Origin of the sequence: Streptomyces sp. NPDC051976 (genome assembly GCF_040680795.1) — a bacterium.
Classification (GTDB): domain Bacteria; phylum Actinomycetota; class Actinomycetes; order Streptomycetales; family Streptomycetaceae; genus Actinacidiphila.
This window is the reverse complement of sequence record NZ_JBFAXL010000001.1, coordinates 293,971-306,695: the sequence shown is the minus strand read 5'-3', so window position 1 is coordinate 306,695 and position 12,725 is coordinate 293,971. Positions and strand designations below refer to the sequence as shown.

The window sequence follows — 12,725 nt, the reverse complement described above, 5'->3', positions numbered from 1 at the left end:
AGGCCGCCCGTGTCATCAGCGACCCCGCCCGCCCCCGACACCGTCCTGGTCGTCGACTTCGGTGCGCAGTACGCCCAGCTCATCGCCCGCCGGGTCCGCGAGGCCCGGGTGTACAGCGAGATCGTGCCGTCGACCATGCCGGTCGCCGAGATGCTCGCCAAGAACCCGCGGGCGATCATCCTGTCCGGTGGACCCTCCTCGGTCTACGCCGAGGGCGCGCCCTCCCTGGACCGGGCGCTCTTCGAGGCCGGGGTCCCGGTCTTCGGCATGTGCTACGGCTTCCAGCTGATGGCCACCACGCTCGGCGGCACCGTCGACAACACCGGCGCCCGCGAGTACGGCCGTACCGCGCTGGCCGTCTCCAAGCCCGGCTCGACGCTCTTCGAGGGCACCCCCGCCACCCAGTCGGTGTGGATGTCGCACGGCGACGCCTGCTCGGCGGCGCCCGAGGGCTTCACCGTCACCGCGTCCACCGACGTGGTCCCGGTCGCCGCCTTCGAGAACGACGAGAAGCGGCTGTACGGCGTCCAGTACCACCCCGAGGTGCTGCACTCCACGCACGGCCAGCAGATCCTGGAGCACTTCCTCTACCGCGGCGCGGGCATCAAGCCCGACTGGACGACCACCAACGTCGTCGAGGAGCAGATCGCGCTGATCCGCGCGCAGGTCGGCACCAAGCGGGCGATCTGCGGCCTGTCCGGCGGCGTGGACTCCGCGGTCGCCGCGGCCCTGGTGCAGAAGGCCGTCGGCTCCCAGCTGACCTGCGTCTACGTCGACCACGGCCTGATGCGCAAGGGCGAGACCGAGCAGGTCGAGAAGGACTTCGTCGCGGCCACCGGCGTCCAGCTCAAGGTCGTCGACGCCGCGGACCGCTTCCTGGCGGCGCTGGCCGGGGTCAGCGACCCCGAGGAGAAGCGCAAGATCATCGGCCGGGAGTTCATCCGGGTCTTCGAGCAGGCGCAAGCCGAGATCATCGCCGACGCGCCCGACGACCAGCCGGTGGAGTTCCTGGTCCAGGGCACCCTCTACCCGGACGTGGTGGAGTCCGGCGGCGGCACCGGCACCGCGAACATCAAGTCGCACCACAACGTCGGCGGCCTCCCCGAGGACCTGCAGTTCCAGCTCGTCGAGCCGCTGCGCAAGCTGTTCAAGGACGAGGTCCGGATGGTCGGCCAGGAGCTCGGCCTGCCCGAGGAGATCGTCCAGCGGCAGCCGTTCCCCGGCCCGGGCCTGGGCATCCGCATCGTCGGCGAGGTCACCAAGGACCGGCTCGACCTGCTGCGCGAGGCCGACGCGATCGCCCGCGAGGAGCTGACCGCCGCCGGTCTCGACCGTGAGATCTGGCAGTGCCCGGTGGTGCTGCTCGCCGACGTCCGCTCGGTCGGCGTCCAGGGCGACGGCCGCACCTACGGCCACCCCATCGTGCTGCGCCCGGTCTCCTCCGAGGACGCGATGACCGCCGACTGGTCCCGGCTGCCCTACGAGGTGCTGGCCAAGATCTCCACCCGCATCACCAACGAGGTCGCCGACGTCAACCGCGTCGTCCTGGACGTCACGAGCAAGCCGCCGGGCACCATCGAGTGGGAGTGACGCCCCGGCCGCGCCTCAGTGCGCGGCCAGGCAGTCCCGCGCCGCGCTGACGTACCGGGCCCTGGCCGCCTTGTACGCGTCCCAGGCGCTGTCCGCGACCTCCTCGGTCTCGTAGAACGCCCGGATGCAGCCCACCAGCGCCTTCGCCTCGGCGAGCGGCCCGCCGCCCTCGATGTCCAGCACATTGAGGGCGGCCTGCGTTCGGCCGTAGGCGGCCTCGGTACGGGCGAGGATGTCGGCCTTGTCGGTGTAGTCGCCGCGCCTGCGGTGCCACACCACGGACGCCTCCTCGTCGGTCGCGGTGAGGAAGTCGGCGTAGTCGTCGCGGTGGGCCAGGTAGATCGTGAGGTCGTACGGCAACGCGGTTACCTCCACCCGTCGGGTCCCTGCGGACCCCTGAGTATCGGCGGCGCGGGCAGGTACTTCCATAGACGTGCGCAGGTTTCCGGTTCAGCGTTGAACCACAGGGCCGGAGTGTACGTATGTCCCCGTGACTGCGTCGTACGGGCAGAATCGTTCCGGCCGGGAACACGCGTACGACGGGACAGGCAGGAGAGACCATGCTCGAGACCTGGCGGGCGACAGCCCGTCGCCATGCCCTGCTGCCGCTGCGGATCTTCCTCGGCGTCACCTTCCTCTACGCCGGGCTCGACAAGCTGACCAGCAACACCTTCTTCACCGACTCGGCGAACGGCTCGCTGGTGCAGATCCTGCACGGCGCCCACGACCAGGCGGCGATACCGGCGATGATCGATCTGGCGCTGAAGAACCCGCACGGATTCGGCTACGCCATCGCCCTGGGCGAGATCGCGGTCGGCCTCGGCACGCTCGCCGGGCTGTTCGGCCGGGTCGCCGCGGCGGGCGGCGCGGCGATCTCGCTGAGCCTGTGGCTGACGGTGAGCTGGTCGACCACCCCGTACTACTACGGCAACGACCTGGCCTATCTGATGGCCTGGCTGCCGCTGGTGCTGGCCGGCGCCCCCTATCTGTCGCTGGACGCGCTGCTCGCCCGGCGCCGCGAGGGCCATGGCGGGCACCGCTCCGGGGGCGCCTCCGGCGGTTCGGCTACGGCGTCGGCTGCCGCCGTGCCCGGCGCCCGCGTACGCTCCGGACCGCCTGCGTGACGATGCCGGTCGCGGCCGAGAGCAGCAGCCCGGCCGCGATCAGCGGCACCGCGTGGCGCGGCGGCAGGTGCACGGTGCCGGCCGCGTCCAGCGCGAAGGCCGTGGTCAGGCCCAGCAGGACCAGGCCGAACACCAGGCTCGCGGGTTCGAAGCGATGCCGCCTCACCGGACCACCTCCACCTTGATCTGACCCACGCTGACATCCACCCGCAGATTGATCGTGCCGGACGACAGGGTGCCCGGCGGTGGACCGATCGTCGTCGTCAGATGCTGGTGCTTCTGGATCCGCACACCGTCGTTGACCTTCCCCGGCAGCACCACTTCACCGATCCCCAGGTCGTAGCGGAGGTTGACCGTGGCGGCGGCGGGCAGCCGCACCTCGGCCCGGCCCGCGCCGACCTTCACCTGGGTGCTGACCGTCTTCCCGCCGAGCGGCAGCGCGGTCAGGTCGAGCAGGCCCCGCCCGGCGCCGCGGTCGTACGAGGTCTGCACCGCGCTCGTGCTGGTGGGCCGCCAGGCGGTGGCGCCCCAGCCGGTGCCGTGCTTGGGCAGCGAGGCGGCGCCGACCAGCGCGGCGATCGTCAGCAGCGAGAAGAAGACGGTGCCGCCGCGGGCCCGGCCCGCGAAGGACGCGATCACGAAGGCGACGCCGAAGACGAAGAGCGCCGACGCCAGGCCGACCTCCAGGCTGACGCTCAGCGGCTGGTAGTCCCAGGTGGAGCCGGTGCCGATGGCCGCGGCGCAGATGACGGACAGGAAGACCCCGAGGCCGAACGGCCACGACCGGTCCTGCCTGCGGGCCGCCGCCTTCCGCTCCCGCCACGCCTTCTTGTCCGCCGCCTCGTACGGCCCGTCGTCCGGACCCCACAGATACGTGGGCGCGTCCTTGGTGAGCGGGTCGCGCCACCACGAGGCGGAGCCCGGTTCGGGCGGCGCCTGCACCGCGGGCGGCGCGTCCGCGACCGCGCTGGCGGCCACCGACGAGGCCGTTTCGCCCGCGAGCTGCCCGCTCCTGCGCTGGTACGACCAGTAGACGGCGCCCGCGGTGGCGGTCAGCAGCAGCAGCGAGAACCCCTGGTTCGTGCCGTTGTCCAGCATCGAGGCGTAGAGGCCGCAGCCCACCAGGGCCATCAGCACCGCGGTCAGCGGCGCCCCCTCGATCCGTCCCGACAGCAGCCGGTGCGCCTCGCTCTGCCGCTCGCCCTCCTGCGGGATGACCAGCCAGCCCATGCCGTAGATGATCAGCCCGATGCCGCCGGTCAGCGACAGCACCGCGAGCACCACCCGGAAGATCACCGGGTCGATGTCGAAGTAGCGGCCCGCGCCGTCGCACACACCGGCCAGCACCTTGTGGTCGCGGCCGCGGGTCAGCCGCCGCTTGGGCGGCGTGCCGTCAGCGGTGTCCGCGGCAGCGGGCACGTCGTCGGGGGGCTCGGTGGGCTCGTCCGTCATACGACCATGGTGACCGCTCCCCGCGGCCCTGGGCACCCACGGCAACCCTGGTCCGTCCCTGATCCGACCCCTGGGGGCATCCCCAAGGGGACAACCCTGATGCCCTGCCGGGGCCGGACGTGTGACGATCGGGGTATGTCAGCGAGCAGCCAACCCACCGGGGCCTCCTTCCTGTCCCCGCCGGACCCCGGCGAGGCCGGTGTGCGCAAGCTCTACCGCAGCTCCGAGGGGCGGATGGTGGGCGGCGTCGCCCGCGGCCTCGCCGGCCACCTCGGGCTGCCCGTGCTGTGGGTGCGGGTGCTCTTCGTCGTGCTGGCCTGCTTCGACGGCATCGGCCTGCTGCTCTACGCGGTCTTCTGGTTCTTCGTGCCGCTGGGCGTCGGCGGCGTCGCCATGGCGAAGGAGCCCCGTGACGCCCGCTCGTGGCTGGCGGGCAAGCGCCCCGACAAGGGCCAGATCTTCGCGCTGATCGCACTCGCGGTCGGCACCGGCATCCTGGTCGACCAGTTCAATCTGGGCGCCGCCAACCGCGCGGTGTGGCCGCTGCTCGTCATCAGCCTCGGCGTCGCCCTGGTGTGGCGGCAGGCCGACAACGCCCGCAAGGCCCGCTGGGTCGAGATGAGCCACGGCAAGCGGTTCTGGCCGCTGGCCAGGGCCGCCGCCGGTGTGGTGCTGGTCGTGGCGGGCGTCACCGGCTTCATCGTGGTGCGCGGCTCCGGCAGCCACCTCGGCGGCATCCTCCAGGCGGCCATCGCCGTACTCGTCGGCGTCGCCCTGATCGCGGGCCCGTACCTGGTGCGGATGACGCAGGACCTGTCCGCCGAGCGCCTGATGCGTATCCGCGCCCAGGAGCGTGCCGAGGTCGCCGCCCATGTGCACGACTCGGTGCTGCACACCCTCACCCTCATCCAGCGGCACGCGGAGGACTCCCGCGAGGTGACGCGGCTGGCCCGCGCCCAGGAACGCGAGCTGCGCCGCTGGCTGTACCGCCCCGAGGGCACCGGCAAGGAGGACGAGCCGACGACGCTCGCCGACGCGGTACGGGCCGCCGCCGCCGAGGTGGAGGACGCGCACGGCGTGCCGGTGGAGGTCGTCTGCGTCGGCGACTGCCCCCTCGACGAGAGGCTCGTGGCGCAGATGCAGGCCGCGCGGGAGGCAATGGTGAACGCGGCCAAGTACGGTGGCAGCGCAACAGGGGAAGCGGTTCAGGTCTACGCGGAAGTGGAGCCGACCAAGGTGTTCGTCTCCGTACGCGACCGCGGACCGGGATTCGACCTCGACTCCGTCCCCGACGACCGGATGGGTGTCCGGGAGTCGATCATCGGGCGCATGCGGCGCAACGGCGGCGAGGCGCGGCTGCGCTCCGCGCCCGGTGGCGGGACCGAAGTCGAACTGGAGATGGAGAGGGTGGCGGCATGACGGCGTCCACAGATGCGGCGGGCACGCCCGCGGCGCAGGAGCGGCGGGTACGGGTGGTGCTCGTCGACGACCACCGGATGTTCCGTACCGGGGTACAGGCCGAGATCGGCGCGACCGACGAGACGGGCGTGGAGGTCGTCGGCGAGGCCGCCGATGTCGACCAGGCCGTCACCGTGGTCACCGCGACCCGCCCCGAGGTGGTCCTGCTCGACGTCCATCTGCCCGGTGGCGGCGGCGTCGAAGTGCTGCGCCGCTGCGCGCCGTTGATGGGCGACCCGGACAACCCCGTGCGCTTCCTCGCGCTGTCGGTCTCCGACGCCGCCGAGGACGTCATCGGCGTCATCCGCGGCGGCGCCCGCGGCTATGTCACCAAGACCATCACCGGGCCCGACCTGGTCAACTCCATCTTCCGCGTGCGCGACGGCGACGCCGTCTTCTCCCCCCGCCTCGCCGGTTTCGTCCTCGACGCCTTCGCCTCCACCGACGCCCCGCCCGTCGACGAGGACCTCGACCGGCTCACCCAGCGCGAACGCGAGGTCCTGCGCCTGATCGCCCGCGGCTACGCCTACAAGGAGATCGCCAAGCAGCTCTTCATCTCGGTGAAGACCGTGGAATCCCACGTCTCGGCCGTCCTGCGCAAGCTGCAGCTCTCCAACCGCCACGAACTCACCCGCTGGGCGACGGCCCGCCGCCTGGTCTGAGGGCGCCCCTGCGGGGCGGCTCGGCGGGTCGGCCCGCGCGGGCCGGAGACGCGGGGGCAGCCCGCGCGGGCTGGCGGGCCCCGGCTTGGGCCTGCGGCGCGCCTGCCTGCGGCGGCGGTTTTGCAGGTTGGCCCGCGTGGGCCCCGGCCTGGGCCTGCGGCGCGTCCGCTGGCGCGGCGGCCTGCGGCGGCCGTCCGCCGCGCGGGGAAATTCGTTCGCCCTGGTCCGGGGGTGGTGGGACTATCCGCGGGGGTGCGCCGGCGGGCGCCCCTTCGTCCCCTCGGCCCTCGGAGAGGTTGCTTCATGGTGGTGCGGGTGTCCGGTGGCCTGGTGGGTGGCGGCCGGGAAGCGGGGGTGGCGGTGTTTCGGGGGATTCCGTTCGCTCAACCGCCGGTGGGGGAGCTGCGGTTCGCCGTGCCGCGCCCGGTGCGCGGCTGGGACGGGGTACGGGACGCGACCGCGTTCGGGCCTCCGCCGCCGCAGGCCGGGGTGTTCGGGATGGACGCGCTGGCCGGGCAGACACCCGGGGACGACTGGCTGACGGTCAATGTGTGGTCGCCCGACCCCGGGCCGGGCGCGGGCCTGCCGGTGATGGTCTGGATCCACGGCGGCGCCTTCGTCTTCGGCATGTCGGGGCTGCCCGAGTACGACGGTGGCCGGCTGGCGCGCGAGGGCGGCGTCGTGGTGGTGACGTTCAACTACCGCGTCGGCTTCGAGGGTTTCGGCCAGATCAGCGGCGCCCCCGCCAACCGCGGCCTGCTCGACCAGGTCGCCGCGCTGGAGTGGGTGCGCGACAACATCCGCGCCTTCGGCGGCGACCCGGACCGCGTCACCGTCTTCGGCCAGTCCGCGGGCGCCGGTTCCGTCGCCTCGCTGCTCGCGATGGACCGCGCCCACGGCCTCTTCCGGCGGGCCGTCGCCATGAGCGCGCAGGGCACCTACTTCGCGCCGGAGCTGGCCGCCGACATCGCCGCCGCTTGCGCCGCCGAGCTGGGCCTGCCGCCCACGGCGGACGCGCTGTCCGCCGTCGCCCCGGCCCGGCTGTCGGCAGCCGCCGACGCCCTCACCGCCAAGCTGGCCGATTTCACCGGGCGTTGGGGCCGACCCGCGCACCGCTCGATCCCGTTCTCACCCGTCGTGGACGGCGACATCCTGCCCCGTACCCCCTGGCAGGCCCTCGCCGACGGCCACGCCCTGGACGTCGACCTCCTCGTCGGCCACACCCGCGACGAGCACCGCCTCTTCGGCCTTCTCGACGGCACCCTCGGCCAGATCACCGCCGACCAGGCGGCGACCGCCCTGCGCCACTTCGCCCCCGCCCCCGACGGCCCGCACCGCTACCGCCGGGCGTTCCCGGCCGCCGACCCGAACGAGCTGTACGAACGCGTCCACGCCGACTGGCTCTTCCGCATGCCGTCCCTCCACCTCGCCGAGGCCCAGGCCGCCGCGGGCGGCCGCGCCCACCTCAGCGAACTGACCTGGCCCGCCCCCGGCATGGGCGGCATCCTCGGCGCCTGCCACGGCCTCGACGTCCCCCTCGTCTTCGGCAACCTCGACCGCGGCCAGCCCGCCGCCCTCCTCGGCGACGCCATCCCGCAGGCCGAAGCGGTCTCGGCCCAACTCCGCACCGCCTGGACCGCCTTCGCCACCCACGGCGACCCGGGCTGGCCCGCGTACGACCCCCACGAGCGCCTGACCCGCCTCTTCGACACCCCGCCGAGCGTCGTCCCGTACCCCGAGGAAGCCTCCCGCCTGCTGTGGCAGGACCACGCCTTCCCGGTGCTGCGGCCGGTGGGGGACCAGGGCCTGTCCGCAGCGGCGAGCGATGTCGGTGGTGGTCTATAGCCTGTCGAGATGATCCGTAGCGTGTTTGAGCAGCGTCCGCTCGATGCCGCTGTCGCTGACGCCGAGAGCGCGACGCTGGAGTTCGACCGGGCCAGGGACTGGCTGCGCTCCGCGCTGCTCGGGGTCGTGGAGCCGTTCGGCGCCGATGTGTGGGTCCTGGATCCGGCCCTGGAGCGGATCGTGCTGGTCAGCCATCCGTGGCGCGGGATGGTCCCGCCAGGTGGCGAGGTCGAGCCCGGCGAGTGCCCGCGTGAGGGCGCGGCCCGGGAGCTGGCCGAGGAGACCGGGCTGCGGCCACGGTTGTTGGAGCGGCCCGCCGCGGTGACGGTGCGGTCGTTCGGCCCGGGCCTGCCGGAGACGCTGTCCTTCTCCTACGCCGCGATCGGCGACCCGGAACAGCCGCTGACCCCGGAGGACGGACAGCCCGCGGCCTGGATGCGGCTGGACCAGGGCTGGGACAGCTGCTTCCCCGATGACGTGCTGCGCATCCGGCAGTACGTGAAGCTGCTGAGATCGGGTTCCGCCGCCTGATGAGCGCGGGGCCTAGAAGGCGGCAGGGGGCCGGATGCCGAGCCACTGCTCGGCGTCCCATGCCTCGAACCGCTCCAGCTCGGTGAAGCCGAGCTTCGCCGCCAAGCGCATCGAGGCGGCGTTGGCGCTCTGGGTGGTGAGCACCACCGGCTCGCCGGGAAGGACGCCGTCGAGCCAGCCGAGCGCCGCCGCGCACGCCTCGGCGGCGTAGCCGCATCCCCATGCCCGGGGCAGAAACAGATAGCCGAGGTCGGCCTTCCCCGCGGCGGCCGGGCGACGGTGCCCGGTCGCCCTCCGGAGCAGGATCTGGCCGATCATCGCCCCGTCGAGCTCCACGACGAAACTCCCGGGCCACCGCTCCGGCACCTCGGGCGTCTCGCGCTCCACCTCGTCGCGGGGGCGCGGACCGCCGAGGTACGCGTTCACCTCCGGTGAGGTGAGGAGGGCGACGAACGCCGCCCGGTCCCGCGCTTCCGGCTCCCGCAGCACCAGCCGCTCGGTTCGAATCGGTGCGGGCGGCCACTCGGCGATCTCCAGTTCTTCCATCGCCGCACGCTAACAGCCCCCGGGCAGCGGCAGTTCGCACCAGACCGTCTTTCCGATCCCGTACGGCCTCGGCTCGGCGTCCCACGCCGACGCGAGCGCCGCCACCAGCGCCAGCCCGCGCCCCGACTCGTCGTCGGACCCCGCCTCGCGTACCACTGGCAGCGCGTTGCACGCGTCGGAGACCTCCACCCGGAGGGTCTTCGCGTCGACGACCCGGCACCGCGCCTCCACCTCCCGCCCCGCCACCCTGCCGTGCCACACGGCGTTCGTCATCAGCTCGCTCAGTAACAGCGCCGCCGTCTCGACGGTCTCCCCGGGAAGCCGTAACTCCTCGGCCCAGGACCGGAAGAGGGCACGCGCGCGGCCTACGCTCCGTGCGTGGCGGGGGAGCAGCCATGCGATGTCCGTCGCGGGATCGGCGGCTGCCGTGGGCTGGGTCGGTGGAGTCATGACGGGTCCTCAACGCGCTGTCGGCACTACGGATTTCGTAGTTCGCCGATCACAGAGTGTGCGCACCGCGCTAGCCTCGGGAGTCACCACCCGGGTACGGAGCGTTCCCGTACCTACGCCGCACCACGAGGGGGGACCACCGCCGATGACGTCGGAGAACTCCGAGCCGCCCATGGCTTGGCGCTACTGCGGCAACCAATGCAAGCTGTGGCGCGAGCGCGCTGGCGTCACCCGAGATCAGTTGGCCAAGGAGGCCAACTACGAGTACGACTCCGTCAAGTCCATGGAGTTGGGGCGCCGCAAGCCGACGCCGAGGCTATTGCAGGTCGCGGACGCGATGTGCGGGGCGCAGGGGATGTTGGTCGCTGCGCTGGCTTTTCTGAAGCCGGAGCCATTTCCGAGCTATTCGCAGGACTTCATGCGATACGAGGCAGAGGCCGTATCGCTCAGTTCCTACGAGTCGTTGCTCATCCCCGGTCTGCTCCAGTGCGAGGCGTACGCGCGGTCGCTGATCAACGGGCACTGGCCGCCGCTGGACGACGAAACGGTGGAGGAACGCGTCAAAGGCCGGATGGAACGCCAAGCGCTTCTGCAGAAGCAGACCAAGGCGTTCAGCTTCGTGATCGAGGAGGGAGTGCTCCGCCGAGTCATCGGCACGATCGACGAACACCGGCAGCAGCTTGCCCACCTCGTGAAAGCCGGGGTTCCGCGTCACGTAACCGTGCAAGTGATGCCGACCTCCGAGGGCTACCACCCTGGACTGCGTGGGCCGTTCGTTCTGCTGGAGACGCCGGATCACGAGCACCTCGCTTACGAGGAGGGCCAGACGCTGGGCGTCCTCTACGCCGAGCCCGCAAAGGTGAGCACTGTGTCGCAACGCCATGCGATGATCCTTCGGAGGGCCCTCACGCCCGAGGCGTCCTCGGACTTCATCGGCAAGTTGGCGGAGGAACTATGAGCACCGAGCTGTCGTGGTTCAAGTCCAGCTACAGCAACGACGAAGGCGGCAACTGCATCGAGGTCGCCACCTCGTGGCACAAGTCGTCGCACAGCGACACCGAAGGCGGGAACTGCGTCGAGGTCGCCACCTGCCCGAGCACCGTGCACGTGCGCGACAGCAAGGACGCGGAAGGCCCGCAACTGGCCTTCACGCCCGCCGCGTGGGCGGCCTTCGTGGAGTTCGCCGCGCAGCGATAGCCTGACGGCCAGTTGATCAAGCCAACTGGTCGGGGGACGGCATGGGACGGGCGAAGCTCGCGGCAGCAGCCGCGCTGGCGGCGATGGCACTCACCGCGTGCAGCGGGGGAGACGGGGGCGGGGGCGGCAAGCCCACCTCGGGCCACCCGGCCCAACCCCAGGGCGGGAAGCCCTCCGCACCGTTGACGAAGCTGGCCGTGCCGAACGGGTTCGACGTCAGCAAGGGCTGGGAGCAGACGCTGGCGTGGATGCCGGAGGACGCCCGGACCACGCCGGTCGCGGACGCGCCCCGCTCGGAGGCCGTCGCGTATCTGGACTCGTCGGAGGACGGGTACGTGCCGACGCTGCGGGATGTGCGGACGGGCGCGGTGCGGTGGCGCGGAGCGCCGTGGCAGCCGCCGGAGGCGATCGAGGACCCGGCCGGGAAGGGCGTGGAGATCCCGGATGTGGTCGTGGCCGGTCAGGGCGGCCGGGAGTACGTGGTGGCGTGGGCGCACGGGAAGAGCGGTGGGGACGGCTTCACCAAGGGCCGCGAGGTGGTCGAGGCCGTGGTCTATCCGGCCGACGCGCACGGCAGTGCGGTGGAGCCCACCCGCAAGGTGACGTTGCTGCTGTCGGACAGCGGTACCGCGCCGCGTAGCGATGTCGAGGTCAGGGACGGCGGCGGCGCGGGCCTGCTCGTGACGTGGGACAAGGGCGCGCAGGGCGCCTCCGTGGACCTGGTGAGCGGACATGTCCGCTCCCTCCCCTCCACGGGGAAGACGAAGACCGGCTGCGTGGACACCTGCATGCCCGGCAGCGCGTACGCGGCCGTCACCACGGCGGGAGCGGTGATCGCCAACGACAGCGGGGGCTTCGGGATCGACGGCGGGTGGTACAGCCGGGACGTACGGCCGTCGGGGGTGCCCGCCACGCACGACTTCGCGCAGAACGGCGTGGTCGAGGGCGGCACCGGGGGCGAACTCGTGGCGCGGTGGCATCCCGTGGCGAAGGGTTCGGACGGCGACCCGGTGTGGGCCGTGCACGACGCGGCCACGGGCAAGGTGCGCGCGACCGTCTCCTGCGGCACCGCGATACCCGACGAGGACGCCGGCGCCCGCCTCTCGCCCGACGGCCGCTACCTCGTCTTCGACACCGTGGCCTTCGACCTGACGACCGGCAAGGGCCGCTGCTTCGCCGAGACCCCCACCCACCACGCCGTCCGCTTCGTCTCCGTAGCCGCCGACGGCACCGCCTACGGCACCACCCCCGACGGCACCCCCGTCCTCGTCTCCCTCCCCACCGGCTCCGCCGTCCCCCAACCCCACGGCCTCCAACTCCCCCTCACCCTCTACCCCGACCGCGCCATCTTCGCCACCGCCGACCCCTCCGGCCCCCACCACCTGATCATCTACCCCCGCACCCACTAACCCCCCACCACCGAACCCCACCCCCGCACCCCACCCCGTACCGGGCGAGCCCGCACCCAGCGCGAGTGCCCACGATCTCTCGCGCCGCGCGCCTGCACGGCAGCGCGTCGCCCCCCCCGCGCAGTGCGCCTGCCCGCAGTGCCCTCGCACGGCTGTGCACACCGCCCTCGCGCCCCCGTACCGCGTGAGCCCGCACGCAGTGCGCCCGCACGGCAGTGCACCCCGCACCCCACCCCGTACCGCGTGAGCCCGCACGCAGTGCGCCCGCACGGCGGTGCGCACCTCTTGCGTACCGCAGGTAAAAGAGTTCCCCAGATATTTCGGCCACTTTCTCCGGGCCGGAGATAGACTCACCGGGCCTGAGTCGGAACGCCTGGTCGGGCCGCGGCAGGATGCCGCATTTCCGCGCGATCTGCGCCGATTCGGCCCCATATTTTCGTGATGCACCATTCACATTCCTT

At 72.4% G+C, this 12,725-nt stretch carries 14 protein-coding genes; 9 read left to right on the top strand and 5 right to left on the bottom strand.

Features of this window, described 5'->3' with window-relative positions; translation table 11 throughout:
• The first annotated feature begins 9 nt into the window (after nt 1–9).
• Nucleotides 10–1,590 carry a glutamine-hydrolyzing GMP synthase gene (gene guaA / locus AB0M29_RS01415; RefSeq protein ID WP_365377226.1) on the top strand — a complete coding sequence of 527 codons (1,581 nt, stop codon included), beginning with the start codon at nt 10–12 and terminating at the stop codon, nt 1,588–1,590.
• Nucleotides 1,591–1,605: 15 nt separating this feature from the next.
• Here the strand turns inward: guaA and AB0M29_RS01410 are convergent, their stop codons facing one another.
• The gene (locus tag AB0M29_RS01410) at nt 1,606–1,965 is read right to left on the bottom strand and encodes a hypothetical protein (protein WP_365377224.1); all 360 of its coding nucleotides are present in this window, start codon (nt 1,963–1,965) and stop codon (nt 1,606–1,608) included.
• Nucleotides 1,966–2,150: 185 nt separating this feature from the next.
• On the opposite strand from AB0M29_RS01410, the gene AB0M29_RS01405 reads away from it, so the two are divergent.
• On the top strand, nt 2,151–2,714 hold the full coding sequence (locus AB0M29_RS01405; RefSeq protein ID WP_365377222.1) for a DoxX family membrane protein: 564 nt from the start codon (nt 2,151–2,153) through the stop codon (nt 2,712–2,714).
• Here AB0M29_RS01405 and AB0M29_RS01400 read toward each other — a convergent pair.
• Nucleotides 2,656–2,880 carry a hypothetical protein gene (locus AB0M29_RS01400; protein ID WP_365377220.1) on the bottom strand — a complete coding sequence of 75 codons (225 nt, stop codon included), beginning with the start codon at nt 2,878–2,880 and terminating at the stop codon, nt 2,656–2,658. The genes AB0M29_RS01405 and AB0M29_RS01400 overlap by 59 nt on opposite strands.
• Nucleotides 2,877–4,166, bottom strand: a complete 1,290-nt coding sequence (locus AB0M29_RS01395; RefSeq protein WP_365377217.1) for a PspC domain-containing protein — start codon at nt 4,164–4,166, stop codon at nt 2,877–2,879. Before AB0M29_RS01395 ends, AB0M29_RS01400 begins: the two co-directional genes overlap by 4 nt.
• A 135-nt stretch (nt 4,167–4,301) precedes the next feature.
• On the opposite strand from AB0M29_RS01395, the gene AB0M29_RS01390 reads away from it, so the two are divergent.
• The 4 genes from AB0M29_RS01390 (at nt 4,302) to AB0M29_RS01375 (ending at nt 8,662) form a co-directional block, all read left to right on the top strand.
• Nucleotides 4,302–5,585: a PspC domain-containing protein gene (locus AB0M29_RS01390; RefSeq protein ID WP_365377215.1), complete on the top strand. Its 1,284-nt coding sequence runs from the start codon at nt 4,302–4,304 to the stop codon at nt 5,583–5,585.
• On the top strand, nt 5,582–6,286 hold the full coding sequence (locus tag AB0M29_RS01385; RefSeq protein WP_365377213.1) for a response regulator transcription factor: 705 nt from the start codon (nt 5,582–5,584) through the stop codon (nt 6,284–6,286). The genes AB0M29_RS01390 and AB0M29_RS01385 overlap by 4 nt, the downstream gene beginning before the upstream one ends.
• A 303-nt stretch (nt 6,287–6,589) precedes the next feature.
• On the top strand, nt 6,590–8,131 hold the full coding sequence (locus tag AB0M29_RS01380) for a carboxylesterase family protein (RefSeq protein WP_365377211.1): 1,542 nt from the start codon (nt 6,590–6,592) through the stop codon (nt 8,129–8,131).
• Nucleotides 8,132–8,152: 21 nt separating this feature from the next.
• Entirely contained in the window at nt 8,153–8,662 is a 510-nt protein-coding gene (locus AB0M29_RS01375) for an NUDIX hydrolase (protein ID WP_365377210.1), read from the top strand.
• A gap of 12 nt (nt 8,663–8,674) precedes the next feature.
• On the opposite strand, the gene AB0M29_RS01370 is transcribed toward AB0M29_RS01375, so the two are convergent.
• On the bottom strand, nt 8,675–9,208 hold the full coding sequence (locus AB0M29_RS01370) for a GNAT family N-acetyltransferase (protein ID WP_365377208.1): 534 nt from the start codon (nt 9,206–9,208) through the stop codon (nt 8,675–8,677).
• A gap of 9 nt (nt 9,209–9,217) precedes the next feature.
• Nucleotides 9,218–9,658: an ATP-binding protein gene (locus AB0M29_RS01365; RefSeq protein ID WP_365377205.1), complete on the bottom strand. Its 441-nt coding sequence runs from the start codon at nt 9,656–9,658 to the stop codon at nt 9,218–9,220.
• A gap of 145 nt (nt 9,659–9,803) precedes the next feature.
• Between AB0M29_RS01365 and AB0M29_RS01360 the strand changes: the two genes are divergently transcribed.
• From AB0M29_RS01360 to AB0M29_RS01350, 3 genes are read left to right on the top strand one after another with little or no spacing between them, the layout of a single operon-like run.
• A complete protein-coding gene (locus AB0M29_RS01360; protein WP_365377203.1) occupies nt 9,804–10,616 on the top strand; it encodes a helix-turn-helix transcriptional regulator in 813 nt (270 codons plus the stop codon).
• Nucleotides 10,613–10,855, top strand: coding sequence for a DUF397 domain-containing protein (locus AB0M29_RS01355; RefSeq protein ID WP_365377200.1), 243 nt, complete (start codon nt 10,613–10,615; stop codon nt 10,853–10,855). Before AB0M29_RS01360 ends, AB0M29_RS01355 begins: the two co-directional genes overlap by 4 nt.
• A 41-nt stretch (nt 10,856–10,896) precedes the next feature.
• On the top strand, nt 10,897–12,264 hold the full coding sequence (locus AB0M29_RS01350) for a hypothetical protein (protein ID WP_365377197.1): 1,368 nt from the start codon (nt 10,897–10,899) through the stop codon (nt 12,262–12,264).
• Nucleotides 12,265–12,725 lie beyond the last annotated feature (461 nt).

Excerpts from the sequence above, each read along its gene's own strand:
- AB0M29_RS01370 (WP_365377208.1), bottom strand. The coding sequence starts at position 9,208 with ATGGAAGAACTGGAGATCGCCGAGTGGCCGCCCGCACCGATTCGAACC.
- AB0M29_RS01380 (WP_365377211.1), top strand. The coding sequence starts at position 6,590 with ATGGTGGTGCGGGTGTCCGGTGGCCTGGTGGGTGGCGGCCGGGAAGCG.
- AB0M29_RS01350 (WP_365377197.1), top strand. The coding sequence starts at position 10,897 with ATGGGACGGGCGAAGCTCGCGGCAGCAGCCGCGCTGGCGGCGATGGCA.
- AB0M29_RS01365 (WP_365377205.1), bottom strand. The coding sequence starts at position 9,658 with ATGACTCCACCGACCCAGCCCACGGCAGCCGCCGATCCCGCGACGGAC.
- AB0M29_RS01360 (WP_365377203.1), top strand. The coding sequence starts at position 9,804 with ATGACGTCGGAGAACTCCGAGCCGCCCATGGCTTGGCGCTACTGCGGC.
- AB0M29_RS01355 (WP_365377200.1), top strand. The coding sequence starts at position 10,613 with ATGAGCACCGAGCTGTCGTGGTTCAAGTCCAGCTACAGCAACGACGAA.
- AB0M29_RS01405 (WP_365377222.1), top strand. The coding sequence starts at position 2,151 with ATGCTCGAGACCTGGCGGGCGACAGCCCGTCGCCATGCCCTGCTGCCG.
- AB0M29_RS01395 (WP_365377217.1), bottom strand. The coding sequence starts at position 4,166 with ATGACGGACGAGCCCACCGAGCCCCCCGACGACGTGCCCGCTGCCGCG.
- AB0M29_RS01385 (WP_365377213.1), top strand. The coding sequence starts at position 5,582 with ATGACGGCGTCCACAGATGCGGCGGGCACGCCCGCGGCGCAGGAGCGG.
- AB0M29_RS01390 (WP_365377215.1), top strand. The coding sequence starts at position 4,302 with ATGTCAGCGAGCAGCCAACCCACCGGGGCCTCCTTCCTGTCCCCGCCG.